Here is a 26,388-nt window from a genome sequence, read left to right as displayed (position 1 = left end):
CCGACACGGCAATGTCGGTTTCCTCGGTCCTTCGCGTGATCGATCCGGTGCGCATGGCAAGCGCCTATACGCCCCTCTTCTTGAGAATCAATCACCGTCACCCCTTGACCCACGCGGCCTGTGCGGTCAGGTGTGGCGGCATGAGCGATGCACCTGACAGCCTGATCCCTTATGACGAAATCGTGCAGGAGGCCCTGCGCGCCGTTGTTGGCCGGGTGCTGGGGCAGGTTGCGACCACCGGCGGCTCGCTTCCCGGCGCGCATCATTTCTACATCACGTTCAAGACCGGCGCGCCCGGCGTGGACATTCCGCAGCGTCTGCGTGAGCGGTTTCCCGATGAAATGACCATTGTCCTCCAGAACAAGTTCTGGGACCTGAAAGTGGACGTGGACCACTTCAGCGTGGGCCTTTCTTTCAACCAGATCCCTTCGACGCTGGTGATTCCATACTCTGCCATCACCGCCTTTGTTGATCCGGCTGTAGATTTTGGTCTGCAATTCCAAGCCGTTGTGGACGACGAGGCCGAGCCGGTGGAGCAGGCCGAGAACGATTCGCCGGAACAAGCCGACAAACCTGCCGTTGAGGGGGCCGACGATGGATCGAATGTCGTCACCGTGGATTTCGGCAAAAAGAAGTAAGGGGCCTCCCGCGGCCCGCTAGCAAAAAGGCATGGGCATGGCGAAGAGTGGCAAGAAGGTGATTGCAGCGGCGAAAACGGTCGCTGGCAAAGTGCCTGCCCCCAGTCCCAATCCGATGACCAACCTTATCCTGGCCGACATCGCCTTGCGCGCTGGCAGCGTGCTGTTGCGGCGCGGGGTAGAAAAAGGTCTGGTCGGCACCTCGCTGGGCACGAAAAAGGCCGGGCGGATCATCAAGGGCCGGACAATGATCCAGACCATGGTGGGCACTGCGCTCGCCCGCGTGGCTATAAGTTCCGTTCCGGGCGCGATTGTCGTTGGCGGTGGTCTGGTGGCCAAATCGCTTTATGACCGCAATCGGGCACGCAAGGCGGAAGCAGTCGGCACCGCAGCCATCGAGGAGCAGGCGGAGCGGGGCGAAAAGGAATGATGCGCTCTTGAAAGTTCGAGGCTTGACCGTGCGGGAACCGATGCGCCACTAGCGCACATGGTTCACGAGACTCACGACGACGATACCCTGCACCGCCGGGGCCTGATGCTCATCCTGTCCTCGCCATCGGGCGCGGGCAAGACCACCATCGCGCGCAAGCTGTTGGAGCAGGACAACGAGATCCGAGCCTCGGTATCGGTTACCACCCGGCCAATGCGCGAAGGTGAAGTTGACGGACGTGACTATTACTTCGTCGACAAGGTGGAGTTCGACCGCATGGTCGACGAGGGCGAGTTCTATGAATGGGCGGTGGTCTTCGGCAACTGCTACGGCACACCCAAGGCGCACATCCGCGACCGGTTGAAAGCGGGCGGCGATGTGCTGTTCGATATCGACTGGCAGGGGACGCAGCAGCTCTATCAAAAGGCGCAGGCCGATGTGGTGCGCGTGTTCATCCTGCCCCCCAGCCTTGAAGAACTGCACCGTCGCCTGACCGGGCGCGGCACCGACAGCCCCGAAGTGATCGACGCCCGAATGGCGCGCGCACAGGCCGAGATCAGCCACTGGGACGGATACGACTACGTTGTGATCAATGACGACGTCGAGGGCTGTTTTGACAAGGTGCGCGAGATTCTCGCGGCGGAGCGGATGAAACGCACACGGCAAACGGGGTTGATCGATTTTGTGCGGGGGTTGATGCGGGGTTGACTGCAAGAGCTGTGCTTCCCCGCGAAGGCGGGGACCTCAGGCCTTTTACGCTGACGTTTCGTAACACGCCTGAGGCCCCCGCCTTCGCGGGGGAGCTCGGGTTTTTGGTTGATCAATGTCCGCTGGGATCGATCGCGTTTTCGGGAATCCAGCCATTGACGATACCGCCATCGATGGGCAGCGGCGTGCCGACCACATAATCGCCTGCACGGCTGGCGAGGAAGATCGCGCCCCCGGCCATGTCTTCGATGGTGCCCACCCGCTTTGACGGGATGCCCTTGGATGACGCTTCGGGGTTCTTCGCCGCAGCCTTGTTCATTTCCGACGGGAATGCGCCGGGGCAGATGCAGCTGACCACGATGTTGTCGCGAATCAGGCGTGCGGCCATGCGGCGAGTGAGGTGGATCAGCGCCGCCTTTGAGGCCTGATAGCTGTAGGTTTCCCACGGGTTCGGGCGCAGGCCATCGATCGAGGCGATGTTGATAACCTTGGCGGGCTGGCCCGTGCTGGCGGCGGCCATCAGCAGGCCGTGCAGCTTTTGCGTGAGGAAGAACGGGGTCTTGACGTTGAGGTCCATGACCTTGTCCCAGCCGACTTCAGGGAAATCCTCGAAATTCGCGCCCCATGCGGCCCCGGCGTTGTTGACCAGAATATCGATCTTTTCCTCGCGCGCGGCGAGATCGGCGGCGAGTTGTTCGATCCCGGCAACGTTCGAGATGTCCCCGGCGATAGCGATGCACTTTTCACCGAGGCGCGCGGCGGTTTCCTCGACCACCGACACCTTGCGCGCGGTGATGTAGACGCGGGCGCATCCGGCGGCGATGAAGCCTTCGGCGATCATCTCGCCGATGCCGCGCGATCCGCCGGTGACGACCGCGACGCGGCCTTCGAGGCTGAAGAGTTTGCTGAAATCCATTGGTATTCTCCTGCCTGCCTTACCAACCCCACTTCGTCACCCTGAACTTGTTTCAGGGTCCAATTCTCCAATCGCACGGCGGTTCGTGGTGCACGATGGATGCTGAAACGAGTTCAGCATGACGAAGCGGGTTTCTTTGACGATACCGAACGCAACTCAATAGCCGCTGAGCTGGGCGACGCGTTCGGCGTGGTAGTACTGGTCGCCCATGAATTCAGCCAGCGAGCGGTCACGCTTCATGTAGAGACCGATGTCGAATTCGTCGGTCATGCCGACGCCACCATGCATCTGCACGCCTTCGCGGACCGAAAGGTTGCAGGCCTTGGCAGCCTTGGCCTTGGCGACCGAGACCATCAGGTCGGCGCGCTCCGAACCGCCATCGAGCAGTTGCTGCGCCTTGATGACGGCGGCTTCGGCAATTTCGAGTTCGGAATAGAGGTGCGCTGCGCGGTGCTGGAGCGCCTGGAATTCGCCAATCAGCTGGCCGAACTGCTTGCGCGTTTTCAGGTAGGCGGTGGTGATGTCGAAAGCGCCCTGCCCTACGCCGGTCAACTCTGCCGCAGCGCCAATGCGGCCTGCGTTGATGACCTTGTTCAGCAGTGCGCGCCCACCGTCGACCTCGCCGATCACGCAATCGCCATCGAGTTCCACGTTGTCGAACGTGACGTTGCTGGCCATGGCGCTGTCCACCAGACGCAGGTTTTCGTGAGACACTCCTGCAGCGTCCTTGGGCACGGCAAACAACGTTATGCCATCGACGTCACTATCACTGCCCGATGTGCGCGCGGCGACGATGATGGCGTCGGCCGATGCGCCCTGCACCACGAAAGCCTTGCGGCCTTGCAAACGGAAGCCGTTGCCTGCCTTTTCGGCCTTGCAGGCGATGCGTTCAGGACGGTGCTTGGGGCCTTCATCAATGGCCATAGCCAGCACGCTATCACCCGCAAGCACGCCGGGGAGCCAGCGGCCACGCAGATCGTCGGACGCGCCGCCTAGTGCGGTGACGCCCATGACCGAGGTGGTGAGGAACGGCGACGGCGTGAGGTTGCGGCCAATTTCGCGCAAGACGATGCCGGCTTCGACATGGCCCATGGCAAGGCCGCCGTCAGCCTCGGCTGCGAGCATCCCGGTGAGGCCCATTTCCGCAAACTGCTTCCACAGGGCGTGGCCAAAGCCATCCTGGCAATTCATGTCGCGGAAATGGCGCAATTGCTGCTTGATCGCGCCTTCATCGGCCATGAAGCCGGTGACGGTATCGGCCAGCATGGCCTGATCTTCGGTATGGTACAGGGGCATGGATCAGGCTCCCGGAAGTTCGAGAATACGTTTGGCAACGACATTCAGCATGACTTCGCTGGTGCCGCCTTCGATCGAGTTGGCTTTTGTGCGAAGCCACGAACGTGAGGGCGAGCCGCCGTTGGTACGCTCGCTATCCCATTCGAGTGCGGTGGCGCCGCCCGCGGCCATGAGCAGTTCGTGGCGGCGCTTGTTCAATTCGGTGCCGACATACTTGATCATGTTGGGCTGCGCGGGGTGGCCCCTGCCGACCTTGGCTTCATCGAGGAACTTTTCGCCCATGCAGGCATAGGCCAGCGCATCGACATCGAACTGGGCGAGTTCTGCACGCAGGATCGGGTCTTCGAGGCCGTTTCGGGCCACGACTGCACCGATGGCGTTGAGCCGATCTCCGCCGCCTGCACCCGAAATCATCTCGCGCTCATGGCCGAGCAGGTACTTGGCCACATCCCAGCCGCGATTGAGTTCGCCGACGATCTGGGTCTTGGGGACCACGACATTGTCGAAGAAGGTTTCGCAGAAAGGCGAATTGCCGCTGATCAGCTTGATCGGCTTGGTGGTGACGCCGGGCGTCATCATGTCGAACAGCAGGAAGCTGATGCCCTGATACTTGTTCGTCTTGTCGGTGCGGACGAGGCAGAATATCCAGTCGGCCTTGTCAGCATAGGACGTCCAGATCTTCTGGCCGTTGACGACCCAGTGATCACCTTTGTCTTCACCGAAGGTCTGGAGCGAGACGAGGTCGGAACCGGAGCCGGGTTCCGAATAGCCCTGACACCAGCGGATTTCGCCGCGGGCAATCTGGTTCAGGTAATGGACCTTCTGCTCTTCGGTGCCGAACTTCAGCAGCGCCGGGCCGAGCATCCAGATGCCGAAGCTGGAAAGCGGCAGGCGCGCATTGATGCGGCCGCATTCCTCGCGCCAAATCTTGGCCTCTGCCGGAGACATGCCTGCGCCGCCATAGGGCTTGGGCCAATCGGGCACGGTGTAGCCCTTGGCTGCGCAGCGATCCATCCAGGTCTTCTGGGCTTCGTTCTTGAACTGGAAATTGCGGCCGCCCCAGCAGATGTCGCCATCATCGGAAACGGGTTCGCGCATTTCGGCGGGGCAGTTTTCTTCGAGCCATGCGCGGATTTCCGCGCGGAAGGCATCAAGGTCTGACATGATTGTGCTCCTCTCTTAATCGTAAGGTTAAGGCGAGTCGCTGGCCGCTGGCAAGCGCGGATTTTCGGGCACTTGCCCGTGTTTTCGGGCAAGTGCCGCGTGCCGTAGCGTAAACTGCACAAGCATTGACGCAGGGTCTTTCGCGCCTAAGCTGACGTAAACGTAAAACAACAAGATTTCGCTGGAGAGTGGGATGCGGTTCACTGGAAAGACGGTTGTCGTGACCGGCACGGCATCGGGAATCGGGCGTGCTACGGCCATCGCCTTTGCCGCCGAAGGGGCCATTGTTTACGCCGCCGACATTGACGAATCGGGGCTGGCGGAGATGGCTGCCGCCTCAAACGGCAGGGTTGTAACCGCGCGTTGTGACGTGACGCGGTGCGAGGACATCAAAGCGCTGATGGACCGGGCTGCCGCAGAGACCGGGGGCATCGACTGCGTATTCAACAATGCTGGCGCTGGCGGTGATCGCGCCCCGATTGACGAGATCGAGCCGGAGGGCTGGGACCGCACGATGGACCTGCTGTTGCGATCAGTGGCGTTCGGCATCCGCTATGCCGTGCCGCACATGATCGGGCGCAAGGGCGCATCGTTCGTCAACACATCGAGCGTGGCTGCGGTGGGGCCGGGCTATTCGCCCACCGCCTATGCCGTGGCCAAGGCAGGCGTGTTGCATCTGACCAAAGTGGCGGCGGCGGATCTGGCCAAGCACCAGATCCGGGTAAACGCGGTGCAGCCGGGCTTTATCAACACCAACATCTTCACCAGTTCGCTGGACATGCCAGAAGCGCTTGAGGCACAGGCCAAGGGCGCGATTGCGGCGATGTCGCAAAGCGCGCAACCGGTGGCGCGCGGTGGGCAGGCCGATGACATTGCGCAGGCTGTGCTGTTTCTGGCGAGCGAGGGGGCCAGCTTTGTCACCGGCACGTCGCTGCTGGTCGATGGCGGCATCACCATTGGACCACGGCATAGCTGGGACCCCAATATGCCGGGCCTGTTCGATGCGCTGCAACAGATGGCTGACGGCGCGAAGCCCACATGACCCCGGTTGAGGGCAAAGTTCCCACACGCCTCGCGCTGTTCAACGGGCTGGGCAGTGTGGCCTATGGCGTGAAGGACAACGGGTTCGCCACATTCCTGCTGCTGTTCTACAATCAGGTGCTGGGGATGGACGCGCGGCTCGTCAGCCTCGCGCTGCTGATTGCCCTGGTGTTCGACGGGCTGATCGATCCGGTGGTCGGCCATTTCAGCGACCGCACGCGGACAGGCTGGGGGCGGCGGCTGCCGTTCCTCTATCTCGCGCCGATCCCGCTGGGGCTGGCCTGGGCCTTCCTGTGGTCCCCGATTGGGGAGCCGAGCTTCTGGATGCTGCTGATCTCGGCCATCATGGTGCGTGCGCTGGTGGCGATGTGCGAAGTGCCATCGGCAGCGCTGATCCCCGAAATCACCCGCGACTATGACGAGCGCACGCGGCTGACGCGGTTCCGGTTCCTGTTTTCGTGGGGTGGCGGGCTGCTGATGCTGCTCTTGGCCTATGGCGTGTTCCTGCCCGATGCCATGCTGGCGCGTGAAGGGTATCGGAACTTCGGCCTGTTTGGCGCGGGGCTGATGGCGGTTTGCGTGCTGGTGTCGGCCATCGGTCAGCACCGCTGGGTCAAGGGTTGGCCGCCCGAGCGCGCGGTTGGGGGCAAGAGCGCGCTCGCCTCGCTGGGCGACATCCGCGAGAGTTTTTCACACCCGGCCTGCCTGATCGTGATGGGCGGGATCGCGGCGGCGCTCACGGCGCAGGGAATTACGTTCGCGCTTTCGAACTACCTCTATCTCTACATCTGGAAGTTCACGCCCACCGCGCTGCAAGTGTTCCCGTTCCTCCTTTTTGCCAGCGTAATAGGCGCATCGCTGCTGGTCGGCCCCGCGCAAAGGCGCTGGGGCAAGGCGGGCACAGTGATACGTATGGCGCCGCTGGGCATGGTGTTCTGGGCCGGTCCGCTGCTGCTGCGCTGGCAGGGACTGTGGGCCGAGGACGGATCAACGGGGGCCATCGCGGGCATGTTTGCGTGCACTGTGCTGTCCAACACCTTTACCGTCACCGGCACGATGACCTTGTGGTCCATGGTGGCCGATGTGGTCGAGGCTTCGGAGGAGCAGACTGGGCGCAGGTCGGAAGGCACGCTGTCGGCAGGAGCGTTTCTGGCCAGCAAGTGCGCGGGCGGGCTGGGTGTATTCATCACCGGGCTGTTGTTGAGCTTCGCGGGGCTGGAGGCGAACACGCCGCCCGATCAGGTTCTGCCCGAGGTGACCTATCGGCTGAGCCTTGCCTATGTGGCGAGCATTGCCGTGCTGGCGCTCCTGACAGCAGCGATTGTGCGGCGGTTTCCGATAGACCGTGCAGCCCACGCTGCTCGGCTCGCCCGGTTGGATCAGGTGGCGAAAGCCGATCCCGATGCGGCGGGGCTGCATCCATAGCACGTGATTAACCGAACGCTTAATTTTCCGCTTGAATTCGCCGTCTGCCCGTTGGACACTGATGGCAACCCAAGGAGAGGCATCATGGATTTCGAACCGACCGACCGCCAGAAGTACTGGCGTGACCGCGTCCGCCAGTTCATCGAAGACAACGTCCGCCCGCGCCACAAGGACTACAAGGCGGAGCAAGCCACCGGGGACCGCTGGAAGGTTCTGCAAACGGTCGAGCAGGAAAAGGCCAAGGCCAAGGCGGCTGGCATCTGGAACCTGTTCATGCCCCCGCGCAACGGCGGGCATCATCATGTCGAAGAGAGCTTCGAGTTCGAAGGCCCCGGCCTGACCAACCTCGAATATGCGCTCTGCGCCGAGGAAATGGGGCGCTTGGGCTGGGCCAGCGAGGTGTTCAACTGTTCTGCGCCTGACACCGGCAACATGGAAGTGTTCCACCGTTATGGCACGCTGGAGCAGAAGGAACAGTGGCTGCGCCCGCTGATGAACGGCGAGATTCGCTCAGCGTTTCTGATGACAGAACCGGCGGTTGCCTCGTCGGATGCGACCAACATCGAAACGTCGATCCGGCGTGAAGGCGATGAATACGTGATCAATGGCCGCAAATGGTGGTCATCGGGCGTAGGTGATCCGCGCTGCAAGATTGCCATCGTGATGGGAAAGACCGATTTCGAGGCCAAGCGCCACCAGCAGCAATCGATGATCCTGATGCCGCTTGATGCGCCGGGCGTTGAAGTGGTGCGCCACTTGCCCGTGTTCGGCTATGACGATGCGCCGCATGGCCACATGGAAGTGGTGATGAATGACGTGCGCGTACCGGCATCGAACATTCTGCTGGGCGAAGGACGTGGGTTCGAGATTGCGCAAGGCCGCCTTGGGCCGGGCCGCATTCACCATTGTATGCGCACGATTGGCGTGGCCGAAGAAGCGATTGCCACACGGTGGGCAACAAGGCCGCCGCGCTGGAAATCGCCATGATCAAGGTGCAGGCCCCGCAAATGGCGCTGCGCATCATCGACGATGCCATTCAGGCGCATGGTGGTGGTGGCGTTTCCAACGATTTCGGTCTGGCCGAAGCCTATGCCCACCAGCGCACGCTGCGGCTGGCCGATGGGCCGGATGAAGTGCATGCACGGTCCATCGCGCGGATCGAATTTGCGCGTCATGCGGACATGCCGAGCGGGGATCGGGGGTTCAGCTCCGGTGATCTGGGTGTAGCCAGGTAACCCCCAACACTGCCGCGCCCCCGCGAAGGCGGGGGCCTCGGTGTTGTTACCCGACGTTAGCGTAAAAGGCCTGAGGCCCCCGCCTTCGCGGGGGCGCACGACAATCACGATGGTTCATCCTGTTTCTGGAGTTGCCGCATGAAAGCTGCCGTCCTCGTCCAACCGGGCAAACCGCTCGAAATTCACGATCTCACGGTTTCCAAGCCCGGTCCCCACGAAGTGCTGATCCGCACCGCTGCCTGCGGGCTGTGCCATTCGGACCTGCACTTCATTGATGGAGCCTACCCTCACCCACTTCCCGCCGTGCCGGGGCATGAGGCCGCCGGCATCGTCGAGGCAGTGGGGAGCGAAGTGCGCACGGTGAAAGTCGGCGATGCAGTCGTCACCTGTCTTTCGGCATTCTGTGGGCATTGCGAATTTTGCGTCACGGGACATATGTCTCTGTGCCTCGGCGGCGATACGCGGCGCAGCCCCAAGGACGCACCGCGCCTGACGCGGACCGACGATGGCAGTACCGTCAACCAGATGCTCAACCTTTCGGCCTTTGCCGAACAGATGCTGGTGCACGAACACGCCTGTGTAGCGATCAACCCGGACATGCCGCTGGACCGGGCGGCCGTGATCGGTTGTGCGGTGACAACGGGCGCAGGCGCGGTGTTCAATGCAGCGAAGCTTACGCCGGGCGAGACAGTCTGCGTGGTCGGCTGCGGCGGCGTGGGGCTGGCCACGGTGAATGCGGCGAAGATTGCGGGCGCCGGACGGATCATCGCAGTGGATCCCATGCCTGAAAAACGCGCGCTGGCGATGAAGCTTGGCGCGACCGATGCGCTGGACGCAGGGCCGGATTCCGCCGCACAGATCGTGGAAATGACCAAGGGCGGCGTGCATCATGCCATCGAAGCGGTGGGTCGTCCGGCATCGGGCGATCTGGCGGTGGCCACTCTGCGGCGCGGCGGTACCGCTACAATCCTTGGCATGATGCCCCTGAACCACAAAGTCGGCCTTTCGGCGATGGACCTTCTGTCGGACAAGAAGCTGCAGGGTGCGATCATGGGGCGCAACCACTTCCCGGTGGACCTGCCGCGTCTGGTGGAATTCTACATGCGCGGGCTGCTCGATCTCGACACGATCATTGCCGAACGCATCCCGCTTTCAGGCATCAATGACGGGTTCGAGAAGATGAAGCAGGGCCATTCCGCCCGCTCGGTGATCGTGTTCGACCAATGAGCGAGGAGAAGATGGACGCACAGACTGCCTTCACCGGCACGGTAACACCCGAAGGTGCCGACAAGCTGGACGATGCAGCACTGACCCGCTGGTTCGAAGAGCATGTCGAAGGCTTCCAAGGGCCGCTGACCGTTTCGAAATTCAAAGGCGGGCAATCGAACCCGACCTACAAGGTAGAAAGTCCCTCTGGCCCCTACGTGCTGCGGCGCAAGCCCTTCGGCAAGTTGCTACCTTCTGCCCATGCGGTGGACCGGGAATACAAAGTGCAGGCCGGGCTTCATGGATCGGGCTTTCCGGTGGCGCGGCAATATGGGCTGTGCACCGACGAAAGCGTGATTGGATCGTGGTTCTACGTCATGGGCTGCGTAGACGGACGCACGATCTGGGACGGGGCCATGCCGGGAGCCACGCGAGAATTCAGGCGTGCGACCTATGACGCGATGGTGGATACGCTGGCGGCGCTGCATTCGGTGGATGTCGAGGCGGCGGGGCTTTCCGATTATGGCAAGCCGGGCAACTACTTCGGCCGCCAAGTCGATCGCTGGACCAAGCAGTATCGCCTATCGGAAACCGAAACGATGCCTGCGATGGAGCGGCTGATCGAGTGGCTGCCTGCGACCCTGCCCGAACAGACGCGCACGAGCGTGGTCCATGGCGACTACCGCATAGACAACATGATCTTCCATCCGACCGACGCGCGCGTGGTGGCGGTGCTGGACTGGGAACTGTCCACGTTGGGCGATCCGCTGGCGGATTTCACCTATTTCTGCACGGCATGGGTGCAGGACAATGGTGGACGATCAGGGGTGCAGGATCTTGACCGCAAGGCGCTGGGCATTCCCGAGCTGGACGAAGTGGTTGCGCGATATTGTGCCCAGACCGGACGCGATGGCGTGCCCGATCTCGATTGGTACATCGCCTACAACTTCTTCCGCCTTGCCGGGATCATTCAGGGCATCAAGAAGCGTGTGATTGATGGCACCGCTTCAAGCGCTCACGCCAAAGCCACATCTGCCCGCGTGCAGCCGCTGGCTGAGCTGGCCCTGAGCTTTGCGGTGAAGGCCGGGGCCTGATATTCCTGCGGCATGTTGCGACGTTTGAAAGTCTATTTCGACGGCGGTTGCCGCCCCAATCCGGGCCGGATCGAAGTGGCCGCCGTGCTACGCGGCGTGGCGCATGTGCGCGATGATCTAGGTGAAGGCACCAACGGCGATGCCGAATGGCTGGCGCTAATTCACGCGCTGGAATGCGCACAGGCAAGTGGCGCGGTGGCGTTTGATCTGATCGGAGACAGTCGGTCGGTGATCGAGCAGGCCAATGGCCACATCAAGCCACGATCAGATTCTGACCGAGCGCATCTGGCGCAGTTTCAGGCTTTGGCTGCGGGATATGCGCCGCAGCGCATTCGCTGGATCAAGCGGGAGCAGAATCTTGCCGGGATTGCACTGAACGCGCGGCATCCACGATGATGGCGCACTTGTCTCACTTTCCCGATTTCGGTTTCGGTACGAAGCATGGCCATCAACGCAAAGCGGCCCCGGAAGTATTGCACTTCCGGGGCCGCATGTTTGCTCTGTCCTGAGATCAGGCTGCCTCAGCCTTGGCCCCTGACCGCTCGGCGTTCAGCGCCTCGGCCAGAAGGAACGCCAATTCGATCGACTGCGCTGCGTTGAGGCGCGGGTCGCAGTGGGTGTGGTAACGGTCGGCCAGACCTTCCTGCGTGATCGCCACGGCACCACCGGTGCATTCGGTCACATCGCGGCCGGTCATCTCGATGTGGATGCCGCCTGCGTGCGTACCTTCGGCGCGGTGGACTGCAAAGAAGCCCTTCACCTCGGTCAGGATGCGATCAAACGGGCGCGTCTTGTAGCCGTTGTCGGCCTTGATCACGTTGCCGTGCATCGGGTCACACGACCATACCACCGGATGCCCTTCACGCTTCACAGCGCGGACAAGCGGAGCAAGGCCGGCTTCGACCTTGTCATGCCCGAAGCGTCCGATCAGTGTCATGCGGCCTGCGTCCCGTCCGGGATTCAGCGTGTCGAGCATCCGCAACAGTGCGTCAGCGCTCAGCGAAGGTCCGCACTTCATGCCGATGGGGTTGTTCACGCCGCGCAGGTATTCGACATGCGCAGACCCTTCAAAGCGGGTGCGATCCCCGATCCACAGCATGTGCGCGCTGGTATCGTACCAGTCACCGGTCAGCGAATCCTGACGGGTCATTGCCTCTTCGTACTGCAACAGCAGCGCTTCGTGGCTGGTGTAGAAGCTGGTGCCCTGAAGCTGTGGCACAGTGCGCGGATCGACGCCGCAGGCTTCCATGAAATCAAGCGATTCGCCAATCTTGTCGGCCATTTCGCTGAACTTCGTGGCCCACGGGCTCTTGCCAATGTGGTCCAGCGTCCACTGGTGAACCTGGCGCAGATTGGCATAGCCACCGGTCGAGAACGCGCGCAGCAGGTTGAGCGTTGCCGCCGCCTGGCTGTAGGCACGCAGCATTCGCTCAGGATCGGGAATGCGCGACTCCGGGGTAAAATCGATGCCGTTAATGTTGTCGCCAAGGTAGCTTGGCAGTTCGACGCCGCCGATGGATTCGACAGGCGAGGAGCGTGGCTTGGCGAACTGTCCGGCCATGCGGCCTACCTTCACCACCGGCTGCTTGCTGGCGAACGTGAGGACAACGGCCATCTGCAACAGTACGCGGAATGTGTCGCGGATGTTGTTCGGGTGGAATTCGGCAAAGCTTTCAGCGCAATCGCCGCCCTGCAGCAGGAAACCCTTGCCCGCAGCCACTTGCGCCAGATCGGCCTTCAGCGCGCGCGCTTCGCCCGCAAAGACCAGTGGCGGAAAGCTCGTCAGGGTCTGCTCGACCTCGTTGAGCTTTTCAGCGTTCGGATAGGTCGGCAGATGCCGTCCTTCAAATCCACGCCACGAATCCGCAGTCCAGTTCTGTGCCACAAGCGCTTCCTTTCAAGGCGGTGGCCTTTACGCCGCGACGAGGCGAATTGCAAAGGCAGCGTTGCAATCAGAGCAATCGACCCAGTCGAACAGACTCTAGGGGCTTTCCCCTAACACCTGGGTGAGCATGTCTTGGTGGATCGGCGGTTAACCGTACAAATCCACCAACAGGCTGCCTTGTAATATAATGTCCGCCCTTCCCCGCCTTCTTGCTGCGCTGGCAAATTGCCGGTCGGGCAATATCCTGCCGCTTTCGGCGTTGGCGATCTTTGCGGTGGCTGCGCTGATTGGCGGGGCGGTGGATATCAGCCGGGGCTGGCGGGTACAGACGCGGCTGCAATCAGCCTGTGACGCTGGCGTTCTAGCTGGACGCCGCGCGGTGACTTCGAACGGGCTTGACGCAACCGCGCGCACTCAGGCGGAAAACTACTTCCACGCCAACTTCAATGCCGAGAAGCAGGGGGTTAGCGACATCACGTTCAATGCTACGTCCGCCGACAGAGGCAGCACGATCAATGGAGTCGCCACGACCGCCCTGCCACCGCTGATGATGCAACTGTTCGGCTTTCCCGGCTTCGAACTGCGCTCCACCTGCACGGCATCGATGGAAGTGGGCAACAGCGACATCATGATGGTGCTCGACACTACCGGTTCCATGGACTGGGCGCTGACCGGCAGCACGCAGAAACGAATTGAAGCGCTACGGGCTTCGATGAAAAACTTCTACGATACCGTTGCTACCGCAGCGTCGGGCACCAACGCCAGAGTGCGCTATGGCTTTGTGCCCTATAGTTCTTCTGTGAATGTCGGGCGGCTGATTTATAACCGCAATCCCGATTACCTTGTCGATAGCTGGACAATCCAGTCACGTTTGGCGATCAAGAACTGGTTCGGCGGGTTCAGCCGCTGGGAATATCGTCCGCTGACGTTTGACGTCAGTCGCTACAAGACTTTTTCTGCCGTCAGCACAAACACTGGCAACAACGGGGCAGCGGTTTCTTCCACTTGGGCTGGCTGCATTGAAGAGCGGGCCACCGTTTCCGAAGACGCGTTCACATGGTCATCGCAAAACGGCTTTAACCCGTCAGGTGCAAACGACCTTGACATCGATAGCCCGCCTGATGGCACAAACGCGACCAAATGGGCACCAATGTGGCCCGAAGTCGCCTTCATTCGCACCACCACCGACTGGTGGGGCAACGTCTATATGAACAATGCTCTGCCGTCGCCCACGGGGCAGCAAGCCTTTTCTGCGTGCCCCAGCGCTGCACGATTGCTTGGTACGATGGAGCGATCCGCGTTTGCCGCCTATGCCGACGCGCTGGTGCCGTTGGGCGCAACATACCACGATATCGGCATGGTGTGGGGTGCGCGGCTAATCTCGCCGCAAGGTATATGGTCCGACAATGTGCTCGAAAAGCCCGACAACGGGGGCGAGGTGGCGCGGCACATAATTTTCATGACCGATGGTGAGATGTCGCCATCCTACTCCTCGCAATCCGCGTGGGGCATCGAATACCATAATCTCCGCATCACCGATGATGGTGTTACCAACGATGCAGCACGACACAATTCTCGCTTCCTAGCGTTGTGCGAGGCGGTGAAGGCCAAGGGAATCAGAGTGTGGATCATCGTCTTTGCCGCAGATATGACGACCGAGCTTTCAACGTGCGCCTCCACCGACAGCGCATTTACCGCCGCCAACGCCAGCCAGTTGGAAGACGCATTTCAATCCATCGCCCAGCAGGTTGGCGAACTTCGGATCGTGCAATGATGCTGCGCGCACTGCTGAACGACCATGAAGGCGCGACGATTGTGGAGTTCGCGATCGTGTTGCCGATGTTCATGGTTCTGCTCCTCAGCATCCTCGACATCGGCCAGATGGTCTATGGAAAATCCGTGCTGACCGGTGCTGTCCATCGGGCCGCACGCTCCTCTGCCACAGAAACGCGCAACTTTGCCGAGGCCGACGCTAGTGTGCTCGCAGCAATCCGGCCCGTATTGCCAGGTGTGACCATCAAGCCCACCCGCACAAGCTACTACGATTTTTCCGACATTGGTCGACCCGAAAAATGGAATGATACCAACGGCAATTCAAGGTGCGATGCAAACGAGGTCTATACCGACGAAAACCGCAATGGTCAGTGGGATGAAGACGTCGGCAAACAGGGCAGTGAAAGTAGCGCAAACGATGTAGTCATCTACCGTGTAACCGCCAGTTTCGACCCTGTTTTCAAAGTGCCTTTCCTGCCGAGCCGCTGGTCCAACCGGACGCTCACAGCCACAGCCGTGGTCAAGAACCAGCCCTTTGGCAACCAGACCGATTATGGCTCCACAGCAGGGAGTTGCCCGTGATCAACCGTCGCCTCACGCTCCGCCCACTGCGCAGCCTCATCCGCAACAGCGAGGCCGTCTCAGTACTGGAATTTGCTCTTGTGCTGCCCGTGTTCATGACATTGGGTATGTATGGTGCAGAGATTGCCTGGCTCAACGCAGCAGCGTTGGAAGTGAGCCAGGTTGCTGTTTCAATGGCCGACAATGCATCGCGTATGGGCCAGACTGACAACAGCGGTGTGACCCCCACGATCAGCGATGCCGATGTGGATTCAGTCCTGGCCGGGGCACTGGAAGAAGGCAGTACCGTTGCCTTGGAAGAGAACGGCCGAGTGATCCTGTCCAGCCTTGAAGCGCATCCGGTAACTGGTAAACAACGGGTTCACTGGCAACAGTGCAAGGGAAAGAGCACGAAGAAGTCTACGCATGGGAAGCCTGACGACACTGGCTTGCTGCCATCGGTACTGAACGGCTTGGTATTAGGCGGCAAAACGATCACGGCCCCATCGGGTAGCGCGGTGATGATCGCCGAAGTCTGGTACGAATACAATGGCCTGTTCGGCACGCTCTTTGTCGACAATATTGTCATTCACGAAGAAGCTGCGGTCATCGCCCGTGATGACCGCAGCATAAGTTCAGGGCTTGTCGGCAGTGGCAAGAAAAACGACTGCTGACCGAAATCAGGGCTTCTTTTCGGGCACCACTTCTAACCGCCAGCTCTTGGCCTTCACCAGATAACGCTGCGCAAGCGCCTGCATCCGTTCGGGCGTGGTCTGGCTGTAATCGTTGAGGATCGTGCGGATTGCGGCGATCTTGCGCGGATCGTTAGCCGCGCCTTCCAGCTGGAACATGTAAAAGCCGTTGCCGGTGCTGGCACGGGTGATGAGCTGTTTCAGCGGCTCGGTCACGCGGCCGATTTCGTCCGCCGTGGGCGGGGTTGCCGCCATATCTGCGGCAATCTTGTCAGCTGCGGCGAAGAACGTGTCGAAATCGCCGGGCCGCAATTGCACCATGGCCGAAATATAGCCGCCCGAAGGCAGGTCGAGCGGCCAGCTTGAGCCGACCTGTGGCGCATAGCTTGCCCCCACCTTTTCGCGCATCGCATCGAACAGACGGTTATTGAATATCTGGGCGAGGATTTCCAGCTGGCGGCTTTCTCGCACGCCCTGCTGTCCGCCCCCGGTGGGCCATGCCACCACCGCTGCCGCCTGCCCCGGATCGCCGCGATGAGTCAGCACCAGTGGCTCTTCATTGTGCGCCGGAATGCTGGGCGTAAGCGCTGGCTGCTCCACCGCCGGACGGGCAGGCAACGCTCCGAAGGTCTTTTCCAGCGCGGCAATTGCCTGTTCGCGCGTGAAATCGCCAAACATGTCGATCTCGATCGGGCCTTGCGCCAGCAAAGGCTCCCACGTGGCGCGGAAACCTTCGGGCGTGACCTTTTCCAACTCTGCCGGGTTTGGCGTGGCATAGCGCGGATCACCATCGCGCAGCAGCCAGTTGAGATCGCGGTTCAGCACCGCCATCGGCGCGGAATTGAAGCTTTCGTACTGCAGCTTTGCCGCAGCCTTTGCACGCAGCACCGGGTTGGGTTCCCAGCGCGGTGTCGCCAGCTTGGCCGCCATAAGGTAGAGCTGATCGGCAAGATCGGCAGGCCGGGTATCGGCGGACAGCACGAAGGCGGTGTCGTCGATATTGAAATCAAGGCTCAGCTTGCGGCCCGTGGCGAGGCGATCAAGATCGTCACGCCCCAGTTCGCCAATGCCGCTGTCCATCAACGCCATTTGCCCCATCGGACCATAGACTGCGTTTTGCGGGCTGATCGCCGAATAGCCGCCACCAAAGCGTGCCTTCAGGATGATCCGGCCCGGCTCGGCATCGTTGGGCCAGAGCAGGACTTTCACGCCGTTGGACAGTTCGACCTGCTCAATACCCAGCAGGCCAAGCGGTCGTGCGCTGGCCACTGTGCCGGGTGTGCCGATGGGCGGCAGGTCTTCGAACTTGAGCGAATTGGCGGCCACGCGACTGCCTGATGCGGCTTCGACCGGGGCGGTCAGCGCAGCGCGGAGCGAAGCCTCGTCGGCCTCACCCGCCTTGGGCGTGATCATCATCGGGCGAATGACAGTACCCTGAAACAGTTCGCGCGTGCTTTTCAGCACGGCCTCTGGCTTGAGCAGCGGTATCGCGCTTTTGAAGATTGCGTAGACCGTGTCGGGATTGGCCACAGTTTCGCGGATGTCGACCGCGTTGACGATGTCATCTGCCGCGCGCGATCCGGCGAGTGTGGATTGCGTTTCGACCCCGACCTTGAACGCCACTTCAAACTCGGCCACCTCGCGATCGATTTCCTCCTGCGAAGGCGGCGTGGCCAGCGCATCTGCAATCACGCCCCGCACATCGGAAACCGCACCCTTCCAGTCCTCGCTAAGCGGAGTGACAGTAACGATGGTGGCATCGGCAGAGCGCGAAAGTTCCTGCTTCATCTCGTCAACCGAGGCGGCAAGATAGCTGCCCCCTGCCCGCGCCCGCCCTTCCAGACGGCGATTGATCAGCGCCAGCGCCAGCCGGTCGATCATCAACCCCTGGTTGTAGGCAATGGTATCGTTGACCTTCTTCCATGGCCGCAGGATTGCCCAGTTAACGATGCGCGGCAGGTCGGGCTCGACCATGACCTTGGCCTCACCCACCGGGTTCTTGGGGTCAAGATCAGCGGGGGCCACAGGCTTGCCGAAATCGGGCTGGGGAGCCTTTTTGCCCGCAACTTTCCAGCCGCCGAACCACTGCTCGATCCGGGCCACCAGTGTTGCCGGGTCAGCATCACCCGCCACCACAATCACGGTGTTATCCGGGCGATACCACTTGTCGTGAAACGCCTTCACCTTGGCACCGTTGGCCGCTTCCAGCGTCGGCACAGTGCCGATGGGGTTGCGCGCGGCCAGCAACTGGCCCTTGAAGAACAGGTTGCGCGTTTCATCCAGCACGCGCGATTGGGCGCTGGTGCGCTCGCGCATTTCGGCCAGCACGATGGGCACTTCAGTCTTCACGCCGCGATCGGTGAAGATCGGTGCGATGATCATGCCCGAAAGCAGGCGGAAGGTTTCGTCAAGCTTGGCCGGATCGGCCTGAGGAATGTCGAGCTTGTAGGTGGTCTGCGTAGGGCTGGTTTCGGCATTGGTATCGCTGCCGAAGGTCGCGCCAAGGCGCTGCCACGTTGGGATCGTCTCCCCTTCCTTCAGGTACTTCGATTCGCGGAAGGTCAGGTGTTCCAGCAAGTGGGCATAGCCGCGCTGGTCCTCGGTCTCGTACATCGAGCCGGCATCCACAAGCACGCGAATAGAGACCTGTTCGGGCGGCACACCATTGTGGCGCACGGCATAGCGCACGCCATTGGACAGGACGCCGAATGTCCACGCTTTGTCCTGCGGCACGTCCGATCCCTGATAGAGCCACGGAACCGCCGATTTTGTGGCAGTTGCGGGTGCTTTTGCCGGGGTCTGCGCAACTATCGGCGCGGTCGAAACCAGCAGGAGGGAGAGGAACAGGCCAAGGCGCCGGGCGCGCGTTTTATTTGATCGCATCGACAGACTATAGGAAGCCTTCCGATGAAGGACCAGTGAATAGACTTGTTACTGCTGATTGGCCGGGTCGAGCGCAACCGCATCAGCGGCGGCTTGTGCTGCTTCATCAGCGGCGGCTGCGGCCGTTTCAGGGCTTGCTGATTGAGCTGCGCGCATCTTTTCGAGTTCGGCCGCAGTCTTGAAATCCACCAGTTCCACCTGAAACACCAGATCAGAATTGGCCGGGATCGGGCCAGATTCCTGCGCACCATAACCTAGCGCAGAAGGCACGCAGAAGCGCCACACGCTGCCCTTGGCCATCATCTGCAACCCTTCGGAAAAGCCGGGGATCACACCTTCGACCGGAAAAGCAGTCTGCTTGTTCTGATCGAACACTTCGCCGCTGGCCGCCAGATAGCCAATGTAGCCTACCAATACATAGTCAGCCTTGGCAGGCTTTGCGCCTTCAGCAGGTTTGAGCGCCAGCGTGCCAAGTCCGCTTCCCGTCGTCGCGCTGCACAAGCGCTGGGTGGCCGGAACGATCGGATTCAGCGGCACCGGAATGATTGCGGTCGAAGGCGCGACAGGTTTCTGCGCGGGCTTGGCTGGAGCGGCCAGCGCCGGGGCTGCGGCAGCAAAGAAAACAACAGGGGCGAGACGGCGCAGCGCGCAAAGAGTGATGCTCATCGAAATGCCATAGCGAGGCCACGCGAAGCGCGCCATGCGCGGTTTGACGTTGAGTGCGGATAATTCGTCATCCAGCCTTGTCAGACTGGCATTTTCAACGGCTCCAGCCACTTGACCCCCCGCGCCACCGTCCTACATGCAAGTCATGTTCATAGAGACCGAAACCACGCCCAACCCGGCAACGCTGAAGTTCCTCCCCGGCGAGCAGGTGATGCCAACCGGCACGCGCGAGTTCACCTCGCCCGAAGCGGCAGAGGTATCACCGTTGGCGCAGGCATTGTTCGATCTTGGCGATGTGACCGGCGTGTTCTTCGGCCGTGATTTCGTTTCGGTCACTGCCGCGCCCGGCGTCGAATGGCCCTCGCTGAAGCCGCAGGTGCTTTCGATATTGCTCGATCACTTCGTTTCACAAGCCCCGCTGTTCATGCCGGGCAGCGCTGGCGGCATCGCCGTACCTGCCGAAGCAGACGATGACTTTGCTGATGATCCGGCAGATGCCGACGTGATCGAACAGATCAAGGATTTGATCGAAACCCGCGTTCGCCCCGCTGTCGCCAACGATGGCGGCGACATCATCTATCGTGGCTTTCGCGAAGGCGTTGTCTATCTGCAAATGCAGGGCGCGTGTTCGGGCTGCCCGTCATCGTCGGCCACGCTCAAGAACGGCATCGAAAGCCTGCTCAAGCACTACGTCCCCGAAGTCAGCGAAGTGCGCGCCGCCTGAATGCGCAGGCTGGTGATCGACAGCGCGACGGAAGCCTGTTCGGTCGCCTTGTTCGAAGACGGAGAACTGCTTGCGGGTGAATGCCTGACGCTCGGACGCGGCCATGCCGAACGGCTCGTACCGATGATCGCTGCACTGCCCAACAAGGGGCACGCTGACGTGATCGCGGTCGATATTGGCCCAGGCAGCTTTACTGGCATCCGCGTCGGCCTTGCTGCGGCGCGTGCACTCGGTCTTGCGTGGAACGCGCGGGTAGAGGGGTATGAAAGCCTGAGCCTCGTCGCTGCGATGGCGCACGACCAACATCCCAACACCGCCATTGATGTGTGCATGACCGGAGGCCACGGTGAATGGTTCTTCCAACCCTTTGCCGCCGATGGCGAACCGCTTGCGCCGGTAATTTCGCTTCATCCCGATGACGCCTGCGCGCGCAGCAATGCTCCACTGGTCGCGGGCAGCCAGGCGCACGCACTGGCGGAACGGCTTGGCAATGTGGCCGTGGCCGACCTGCGGCCCGACGCACGTAGCTATCCTTTGCTTTCCGTGGCCCGCCTCATCGCTGATCCGAGGCCAAGCTACGGACGCGCGCCCGACGCGCGGTTACCGTCGGCCGCTGCCTGAACCGAGGCACCACTGGCTCCATGATCGCTCCTCCTGACGATATCGACCGGATCATGTCGGTCATGGAGCAAGCCTTCTCCCCCGAATATGGTGAAGCCTGGAACAGACGACAGGTTAGCGATGCACTTGTCGTAGGTAGTTGCCGTTATGGTTTGATCGGTGCGGATGGGGCAGAACAACTGTCTGAAGAGGCAGATACTGCGGGCTTCTTCATGAGTCGCGGCATTCTTGATGAAGAAGAACTACTTCTTTTTGCGATTGCGCCGCAATACCGCCGACGGGGGTTGGGGCATATTCTGCTGTCACGTTTCATAGTTTCGGCAAAAAACAATGGCATGTCCCGCATTTTCCTTGAAATGCGGCGCGGAAATCCGGCTGCTTTTCTGTATGCGGCACACGGTTTCCACGAGATTGGGGTGAGGCCGTCCTATTACAGGACACCGGACGGCAACCGCATTGATGCAATCAGCCAAGAGCTGTCTTTCCAAGACTGACCCGATACTTACAATCATCTGGCACAGGGTCACTACCGATTCAAAAAAAAACGGCCTCAATGGTTGTATCTTTCGTTAAGGGGACTATACAGCGTGACTTGGATCACCAACCACAATTGATGGCAGTCGATCCTCAATCTCACCAGCAAAGAAAGCCGGTTCGCAATGAATGAAATTCAAAATGATATGCGGGAGACGCTGATCACGCTCACTTCTGACATTGTCGCTGCCCACGTGAGCAACAACAGTGTCGCCGTCAGCGATCTGCCAACGCTGATCACCAACGTCTATACCGCGCTCGCCGGCCTCGAAAAGCCAGCCCCGGTTGAAGAACCAGCACCGGAACCAGCAGTTTCGATCCGCTCTTCGATAAAGAACGATCACATCGTCTGTCTTGAAGACGGCAAGAAGTTGAAGATGCTGAAGCGCCACCTTGCTACGCGCTACAACATGACCCCGGATCAGTATCGCACACGCTGGAATCTGCCTGCTGACTATCCGATGGTCGCGCCAGCCTATGCCGAAAAGCGCCGCGAACTGGCCAAGAAGATCGGCCTTGGCCGCAAGCCTGCGCCCAAGCGTGGCCGCAAGCCCGCCACCGCCGCCTAAGAACGACGGCACTGTGCGCAATACGATTGCGCGCGGTTGAAGATTTGGCCCGCCTGTCTATAGACTGGCGGGCCGATCCTTTTTTTGACGAGATCCCAGTGCACCAGGCGATCGACATTGAAGCTCTTTGCGCAGAACGTGGACTGCGCATCACCGACCAGCGTCGCACCATTGCGCGCGTCCTGTCGGAAAGCGAAGACCATCCCGACGTGGAAAAACTGCACGAGCGCGCATCGGCTATCGATTCGCGTATTTCGATTGCTACGGTCTATCGCACGGTCCGTCTGTTCGAAGAGGCAGGCATTCTTGACCGTCACGATTTCGGCGATGGCCGCGCCCGCTATGAGGCGACGCCAGAGGCACATCACGATCATCTGATCGATGTCGAAACCGGCAAAGTGATCGAATTCGTCGATCCCGAACTCGAACAACTCCAGCGTCAGATCGCCGAAAAGCTCGGCTACCGGCTCGTCGATCACCGCATGGAGCTTTACGGCGTCCGGCTTGAACGCGAAAGCTGAGGCGATACCGCGTCCGGCTATTTCGCTGGCCGGGCGCTTGCGCATCGCATTGCGCATCGCCGCTATGCTGCTTCTGCTGCTGGCTTGCGTTCCGCTCTATTATCTCTGGCGCATCACAAGGCTGCACAATCCGTGGCCTCGCCTGTTCCTTGGCGGGATTGCGTGGATTGCCGGAGCGCGCGTCCGCATAACCGGTGAAAAGACGCAGGGCGGGGCATTCCTGCTGTCCAACCATGTCAGTTGGCTGGACATCCCCGTGATCGCCGGAGCCAGCGGCAGCGCATTCGTCGCACATTCGGGCCTGGCCGAGATTGGCCTGCTCAAATGGCTGTGTGAAATGAATGACACGGTCTTCATCGCACGCCACAACCGGCGCTCGGTTCATGAACAAGTCGCAAGTGTCCGTGCAGCGTTGACGGACACGGGCGCACTGACAGTATTCCCCGAAGGCACGACAAGCGATGGCACCGGACTGCTACCGTTCAAATCCTCGTTGCTTTCCGCACTAGACCCGCCGCCGCCGGGCATCGCCATACAGCCACTATGGATCGATTATGGCCTCGATCCTGCGTCCATCGCATGGGTGGGCGAAGAGCATGGCCTCGACAATTTCCTCAAACTGCTCGCCCGACGCAAGGCCATTGCCGTGACTGTTCACTTCCTCGATCCGCTCACGCCCGATGAAACGGCGAATCGCAAGACCATGGCCACCGCTGCGCGTGATCGCATCATCACGCAGATGGCGCAGCGCCGGTAGCCAAACCGCGCGAAATCGCTTATCGGCGCGGCCTATGGCGACTTCCCACACACCTGCCCCCAAAACCTTCCGCGTCAAAAGCTTCGGCTGCCAGATGAATGTCTATGATGGCGAACGCATGGCTGAACTGCTTGGCGCAGAGGGCATGACCGTGGCTGCGGAAGGCGAGAACGCCGATCTGGTCGTGCTCAACACCTGCCACATCCGCGAAAAAGCGACGGAGAAAGTGTACTCCGACATCGGCCGCCTGATGAAAGATGGACGCCGGGAGGACGGCTCTGCCCCGATGATTGCAGTGGCCGGTTGCGTCGCGCAAGCAGAGGGCGAAGAAATAATGGCGCGCGCGCCCGGCGTGAAGGTCGTGGTAGGCCCCCAGTCCTATCATCGCCTGCCTGCCATGGTCGCAGATGCCGCCGCTGGAAAACGCTCGACCGAAACCGATATGCCTGCCGAGGCCAAGTTTGCCGCACTGCCCAAGCGCCGCAAATCCGCGCCCACCGCCTTTCTGACGGTGCAGGAAGGGTGCGACAAGTTCTGCACCTATTGCGTCGTGCCCTATACGCGCGGCGCGGAAATCAGCCGCCCGTTCGCCGATCTGGTAGAAGAGGCCAAGCTGCTGGTCGCAGGCGGCGCGCGTGAAATCACACTGCTGGGCCAGAACGTCAATGCCTGGACAGGCGAGGATGACAAGGGTCGTCCGGTAGGCCTAGATGGCCTTGCTCGTGCGCTCGCGGCAGAGCCGGACCTCAAGCGTATCCGTTATACCACCAGCCATCCCAACGACATGACCGACGGCTTGATCGCCGCACATGGCGAACTGGAAAAGCTGATGCCATTCCTCCATTTGCCTGTGCAGGCTGGCAACGACCGCGTGCTGAAGGCCATGAACCGCAGCCATACTACGGAGAGCTATCTTCGCCTGCTCGAACGCATCCGCGCCGTCCGGCCTGATATAGCGCTGTCGGGCGATTTCATCGTCGGCTTCCCAGGCGAGACCGAGGCGGAGTTCGAGGACACACTGCGGCTTGTCGATGCGGTTGGCTATGCGCAGGCCTTCAGCTTCAAGTATTCCCCCCGCCCCGGCACCCCTGCTGCCACAATGGCAGATCACGTGCCTGCCAGCGTGATGGATGAACGGCTCCAACGCCTTCAGGCAGCACTTAACCGCGATCAGTGGGCCTTCAACAAGGCCAGCGTGGGCAAGACCTGCGATGTTCTGGTTGAACGGAAGGGCAAGCTTCCCGGCCAGTGGCTGGGCAAGTCTCCGTGGCTGCAATCGGTGCATTTCATCGGTGAGGCGGACATTGGATCGATGGTCACTGTCGAACTGGTTGATGCCGGGCCAAACTCCCTTTCCGGGCATCTTGTCTAATACCTCTGTGGAATAGTCGCTCAGCGTCTTGTCTGCGCAACATCCGTTCTTATGCTCTGAGTCAGGCCTTCTTTCGCCAAGGCCCAACGCAAAAGGAGCGCATGGCCCGAAAATTCCCCCGCGCTGATGAAGCGCATCACCGGCCCGAACAACATCGCCTTGGACAGCCGCGTGCTGGCCATATGGGGCGAGCCAGGGTTGAGGTTGAATTTGACGAGCAGACGGTGCTTGGCGCGCTGTTCGGCCAGTTCGACACCAATCTCGTGCTTCTGGAGAACCGGCTGGGAGTGTTTATTTCCGCGCGCGGCAACCGCGTGGTGATCGAAGGGCCGGACGATCCCGTAGCGCGCGCGCGCGATGTTCTCAAAGGTATGCATCAACGCCTGCTGTTGGGGCAGGAGGTGGATTCAGGCGCAGTCGATTCGCTGATTGCGATGAGTGTGGAGCCGACGCTGGAAGGCATCATCACCGGGGCACCCGGCGGTGCGCCACCCATCATGATCCGCACACGCAAGAAGACCATCGTCCCGCGCTCGGCGACGCAGATCGACTATATGCGTGCACTGGTCAGCCATGACGTGATCTTTGCGCTTGGCCCGGCAGGCACCGGCAAGACCTACCTCGCCGTGGCACAGGCCGTGGCGCAGCTTATTTCCGGTTCGGTTCAACGTCTGATCCTGTCACGTCCGGCTGTGGAAGCAGGCGAACGGCTGGGCTTCCTGCCCGGCGACATGAAGGAAAAGGTCGATCCTTATCTGCGCCCGCTTTATGACGCACTTTACGATTGTATGCCGCCCGAACAGGTAGAGCGCCGCCTTGCCAGCGCTGAAATCGAAATTGCGCCGATTGCCTTCATGCGTGGCCGAACGCTCGCCGATGCTTTCGTGATTCTCGACGAGGCGCAAAACACAACGCCGGCGCAGATGAAGATGTTCCTCACCCGCTTTGGCCAGAACAGCCGCATGGTGATCTGCGGTGACCCCAAGCAGGTCGATTTGCCCGGCGGCGTCAGCGCGAGTGGCCTCAACGATGCCGTCAAGCGCCTGGAAGGCGTGGAAGGCATCGCCACGGTCCGCTTCAACACCGCAGATGTGGTGCGCCATCCGATCGTCGGGCGCATCGTCGAGGCCTATGAAGGCAAGAATGATGGCAGTGACGTATGAGCGCTCCGATACTGGAAATCGACATCGACCCAATCTGGGGCGATGAGATAGACTGGGAAGCGCTCGCCAACCGTGCGGCCGAAGCTACGGCGCGGATTGCGCCTGAACTTGCGCATGAGAACCTGCTGATCAGCCTCGTCATGGCCGATGATGAAGAGGTCCATGCGCTGAACAAGCAGTGGCGGGCCAAGGACAAGCCCACCAACGTTCTGTCCTTCCCCATGCTCAGCCGCGAGGAAGTATTGCACGCCGCCGCTGATGAAAGCGCGCCGGGGATGCTGGGAGACATGATCCTCGCCCACGGTGTCTGCACGCGCGAAGCTTTGGATAAAGGTGTCTCGGTGGATATCCACGCCACGCACCTGATCGTCCACGGATTGCTCCACCTTGCCGGGTACGACCATGAACTGGGCGACGCACAGGCCGAGGAAATGGAGGAACTGGAGCGGAAGTCGCTTGCGCTCATGGGCATTGCCGACCCATATGCGGTCGAAGACTGACCACGAAGGGGAAT

The 26,388-nt window shown here is 61.1% G+C and carries 26 protein-coding genes and 1 pseudogene; 21 read left to right on the top strand and 6 right to left on the bottom strand.

The genetic code is table 11. The features are described 5' to 3' along the window. The first annotated feature begins 140 nt into the window (after positions 1 to 140). The 3 genes from B7X90_RS04220 to gmk are packed head-to-tail and all read left to right on the top strand — an operon-like array spanning position 141 to position 1,776. Positions 141 to 638 (top strand): ClpXP protease specificity-enhancing factor SspB, encoded by a 498-nt coding sequence (locus tag B7X90_RS04220; RefSeq protein WP_292621988.1) that lies wholly within the window; start codon positions 141 to 143, stop codon positions 636 to 638. A gap of 31 nt (positions 639 to 669) precedes the next feature. Next, positions 670 to 1,068 carry a hypothetical protein gene (locus tag B7X90_RS04215; RefSeq protein WP_292621974.1) on the top strand — a complete coding sequence of 133 codons (399 nt, stop codon included), beginning with the start codon at positions 670 to 672 and terminating at the stop codon, positions 1,066 to 1,068. A 57-nt stretch (positions 1,069 to 1,125) separates the two neighbouring features. Then, positions 1,126 to 1,776 carry a guanylate kinase gene (gmk, locus tag B7X90_RS04210; protein WP_292621972.1) on the top strand — a complete coding sequence of 217 codons (651 nt, stop codon included), beginning with the start codon at positions 1,126 to 1,128 and terminating at the stop codon, positions 1,774 to 1,776. Between the two features lie 112 nt (positions 1,777 to 1,888). Here the strand turns inward: gmk and B7X90_RS04205 are convergent, their stop codons facing one another. The 3 genes from B7X90_RS04205 to B7X90_RS04195 form a co-directional block, all read right to left on the bottom strand. Continuing rightward, entirely contained in the window at positions 1,889 to 2,692 is an 804-nt protein-coding gene (locus tag B7X90_RS04205; protein WP_292621969.1) for an SDR family oxidoreductase, read from the bottom strand. A gap of 156 nt (positions 2,693 to 2,848) precedes the next feature. Beyond that, positions 2,849 to 3,988, bottom strand: coding sequence for an acyl-CoA dehydrogenase family protein (locus B7X90_RS04200; protein ID WP_292621966.1), 1,140 nt, complete (start codon positions 3,986 to 3,988; stop codon positions 2,849 to 2,851). Positions 3,989 to 3,991: 3 nt separating this feature from the next. Further along, positions 3,992 to 5,152 carry an acyl-CoA dehydrogenase family protein gene (locus tag B7X90_RS04195; protein WP_292621965.1) on the bottom strand — a complete coding sequence of 387 codons (1,161 nt, stop codon included), beginning with the start codon at positions 5,150 to 5,152 and terminating at the stop codon, positions 3,992 to 3,994. A gap of 193 nt (positions 5,153 to 5,345) precedes the next feature. Here B7X90_RS04195 and B7X90_RS04190 point away from each other — a divergent pair, with 193 nt between their 5' ends. The 6 genes and pseudogenes from B7X90_RS04190 to B7X90_RS04165 all read left to right on the top strand — a co-directional run bounded on the left by B7X90_RS04190 (position 5,346) and on the right by B7X90_RS04165 (position 11,549). Next, entirely contained in the window at positions 5,346 to 6,194 is an 849-nt protein-coding gene (locus B7X90_RS04190; protein WP_292621962.1) for an SDR family NAD(P)-dependent oxidoreductase, read from the top strand. Continuing rightward, positions 6,191 to 7,618: an MFS transporter gene (locus tag B7X90_RS04185; protein ID WP_292621959.1), complete on the top strand. Its 1,428-nt coding sequence runs from the start codon at positions 6,191 to 6,193 to the stop codon at positions 7,616 to 7,618. The genes B7X90_RS04190 and B7X90_RS04185 overlap by 4 nt, the downstream gene beginning before the upstream one ends. Positions 7,619 to 7,702: 84 nt before the next feature. Next, positions 7,703 to 8,853 (top strand): annotated as a pseudogene (locus B7X90_RS04180) (acyl-CoA dehydrogenase family protein). Between the two features lie 138 nt (positions 8,854 to 8,991). Continuing rightward, positions 8,992 to 10,080, top strand: a complete 1,089-nt coding sequence (locus B7X90_RS04175; protein WP_292621956.1) for a Zn-dependent alcohol dehydrogenase — start codon at positions 8,992 to 8,994, stop codon at positions 10,078 to 10,080. 11 nt (positions 10,081 to 10,091) lie between these two features. After that, entirely contained in the window at positions 10,092 to 11,153 is a 1,062-nt protein-coding gene (locus B7X90_RS04170) for a phosphotransferase family protein (protein ID WP_292621953.1), read from the top strand. A gap of 12 nt (positions 11,154 to 11,165) precedes the next feature. After that, positions 11,166 to 11,549 carry a reverse transcriptase-like protein gene (locus tag B7X90_RS04165; protein ID WP_292621952.1) on the top strand — a complete coding sequence of 128 codons (384 nt, stop codon included), beginning with the start codon at positions 11,166 to 11,168 and terminating at the stop codon, positions 11,547 to 11,549. 115 nt (positions 11,550 to 11,664) lie between these two features. Here B7X90_RS04165 and B7X90_RS04160 read toward each other — a convergent pair whose 3' ends face one another. Next, positions 11,665 to 13,038 carry a class II 3-deoxy-7-phosphoheptulonate synthase gene (locus B7X90_RS04160; RefSeq protein ID WP_292621948.1) on the bottom strand — a complete coding sequence of 458 codons (1,374 nt, stop codon included), beginning with the start codon at positions 13,036 to 13,038 and terminating at the stop codon, positions 11,665 to 11,667. A 187-nt stretch (positions 13,039 to 13,225) separates the two neighbouring features. On the opposite strand from B7X90_RS04160, the gene B7X90_RS04155 reads away from it, so the two are divergent. The 3 genes from B7X90_RS04155 to B7X90_RS04145 are packed head-to-tail and all read left to right on the top strand — an operon-like array spanning position 13,226 to position 16,046. Beyond that, positions 13,226 to 14,812, top strand: coding sequence for a TadE/TadG family type IV pilus assembly protein (locus tag B7X90_RS04155; protein WP_292621946.1), 1,587 nt, complete (start codon positions 13,226 to 13,228; stop codon positions 14,810 to 14,812). Next, positions 14,812 to 15,393 carry a TadE family protein gene (locus B7X90_RS04150; protein ID WP_292621944.1) on the top strand — a complete coding sequence of 194 codons (582 nt, stop codon included), beginning with the start codon at positions 14,812 to 14,814 and terminating at the stop codon, positions 15,391 to 15,393. The genes B7X90_RS04155 and B7X90_RS04150 overlap by 1 nt, the downstream gene beginning before the upstream one ends. After that, on the top strand, positions 15,390 to 16,046 hold the full coding sequence (locus B7X90_RS04145; protein ID WP_292621942.1) for a pilus assembly protein TadE: 657 nt from the start codon (positions 15,390 to 15,392) through the stop codon (positions 16,044 to 16,046). Before B7X90_RS04150 ends, B7X90_RS04145 begins: the two co-directional genes overlap by 4 nt. A 6-nt stretch (positions 16,047 to 16,052) precedes the next feature. Here the strand turns inward: B7X90_RS04145 and B7X90_RS04140 are convergent, their stop codons facing one another. Together B7X90_RS04140 and B7X90_RS04135 are read right to left on the bottom strand one after the other, a co-directional pair. After that, positions 16,053 to 18,947, bottom strand: coding sequence for a M16 family metallopeptidase (locus B7X90_RS04140; RefSeq protein ID WP_292621939.1), 2,895 nt, complete (start codon positions 18,945 to 18,947; stop codon positions 16,053 to 16,055). A 48-nt stretch (positions 18,948 to 18,995) separates the two neighbouring features. Continuing rightward, positions 18,996 to 19,724 carry an FKBP-type peptidyl-prolyl cis-trans isomerase gene (locus B7X90_RS04135; protein WP_292621937.1) on the bottom strand — a complete coding sequence of 243 codons (729 nt, stop codon included), beginning with the start codon at positions 19,722 to 19,724 and terminating at the stop codon, positions 18,996 to 18,998. 34 nt (positions 19,725 to 19,758) lie between these two features. Here B7X90_RS04135 and B7X90_RS04130 point away from each other — a divergent pair, with 34 nt between their 5' ends. The 9 genes from B7X90_RS04130 (at position 19,759) to ybeY (ending at position 26,374) form a co-directional block, all read left to right on the top strand. Then, positions 19,759 to 20,337 (top strand): NifU family protein, encoded by a 579-nt coding sequence (locus tag B7X90_RS04130; RefSeq protein WP_292621934.1) that lies wholly within the window; start codon positions 19,759 to 19,761, stop codon positions 20,335 to 20,337. Then, positions 20,338 to 20,958 carry a tRNA (adenosine(37)-N6)-threonylcarbamoyltransferase complex dimerization subunit type 1 TsaB gene (gene tsaB / locus B7X90_RS04125; protein WP_292621931.1) on the top strand — a complete coding sequence of 207 codons (621 nt, stop codon included), beginning with the start codon at positions 20,338 to 20,340 and terminating at the stop codon, positions 20,956 to 20,958. Between the two features lie 20 nt (positions 20,959 to 20,978). Continuing rightward, positions 20,979 to 21,452, top strand: a complete 474-nt coding sequence (locus tag B7X90_RS04120; RefSeq protein WP_292621928.1) for a GNAT family N-acetyltransferase — start codon at positions 20,979 to 20,981, stop codon at positions 21,450 to 21,452. A gap of 165 nt (positions 21,453 to 21,617) precedes the next feature. Further along, a complete protein-coding gene (locus tag B7X90_RS04115) occupies positions 21,618 to 22,061 on the top strand; it encodes a MucR family transcriptional regulator (protein ID WP_292621926.1) in 444 nt (147 codons plus the stop codon). Between the two features lie 98 nt (positions 22,062 to 22,159). Continuing rightward, positions 22,160 to 22,582 (top strand): Fur family transcriptional regulator, encoded by a 423-nt coding sequence (locus B7X90_RS04110; protein ID WP_292621924.1) that lies wholly within the window; start codon positions 22,160 to 22,162, stop codon positions 22,580 to 22,582. After that, complete coding sequence (locus B7X90_RS04105) at positions 22,566 to 23,339, top strand: lysophospholipid acyltransferase family protein (protein WP_292621922.1); 774 nt, start codon at positions 22,566 to 22,568, stop codon at positions 23,337 to 23,339. The genes B7X90_RS04110 and B7X90_RS04105 overlap by 17 nt, the downstream gene beginning before the upstream one ends. Before the next feature lie 34 nt (positions 23,340 to 23,373). After that, positions 23,374 to 24,711, top strand: coding sequence for a tRNA (N6-isopentenyl adenosine(37)-C2)-methylthiotransferase MiaB (gene miaB / locus B7X90_RS04100; protein WP_292621919.1), 1,338 nt, complete (start codon positions 23,374 to 23,376; stop codon positions 24,709 to 24,711). 101 nt (positions 24,712 to 24,812) lie between these two features. After that, positions 24,813 to 25,874 (top strand): PhoH family protein, encoded by a 1,062-nt coding sequence (locus B7X90_RS04095; protein WP_292621917.1) that lies wholly within the window; start codon positions 24,813 to 24,815, stop codon positions 25,872 to 25,874. Further along, positions 25,871 to 26,374: an rRNA maturation RNase YbeY gene (ybeY, locus tag B7X90_RS04090; RefSeq protein ID WP_292621914.1), complete on the top strand. Its 504-nt coding sequence runs from the start codon at positions 25,871 to 25,873 to the stop codon at positions 26,372 to 26,374. The genes B7X90_RS04095 and ybeY overlap by 4 nt, the downstream gene beginning before the upstream one ends. The last annotated feature ends 14 nt before the right edge of the window (positions 26,375 to 26,388 follow it).

The organism is Novosphingobium sp. 17-62-19, from assembly GCF_002256775.1.
Lineage (GTDB): Bacteria > Pseudomonadota > Alphaproteobacteria > Sphingomonadales > Sphingomonadaceae > Novosphingobium.
Note: the sequence above shows the minus strand (reverse complement) of the source record. Positions and strands in the feature narration are given on the sequence as shown.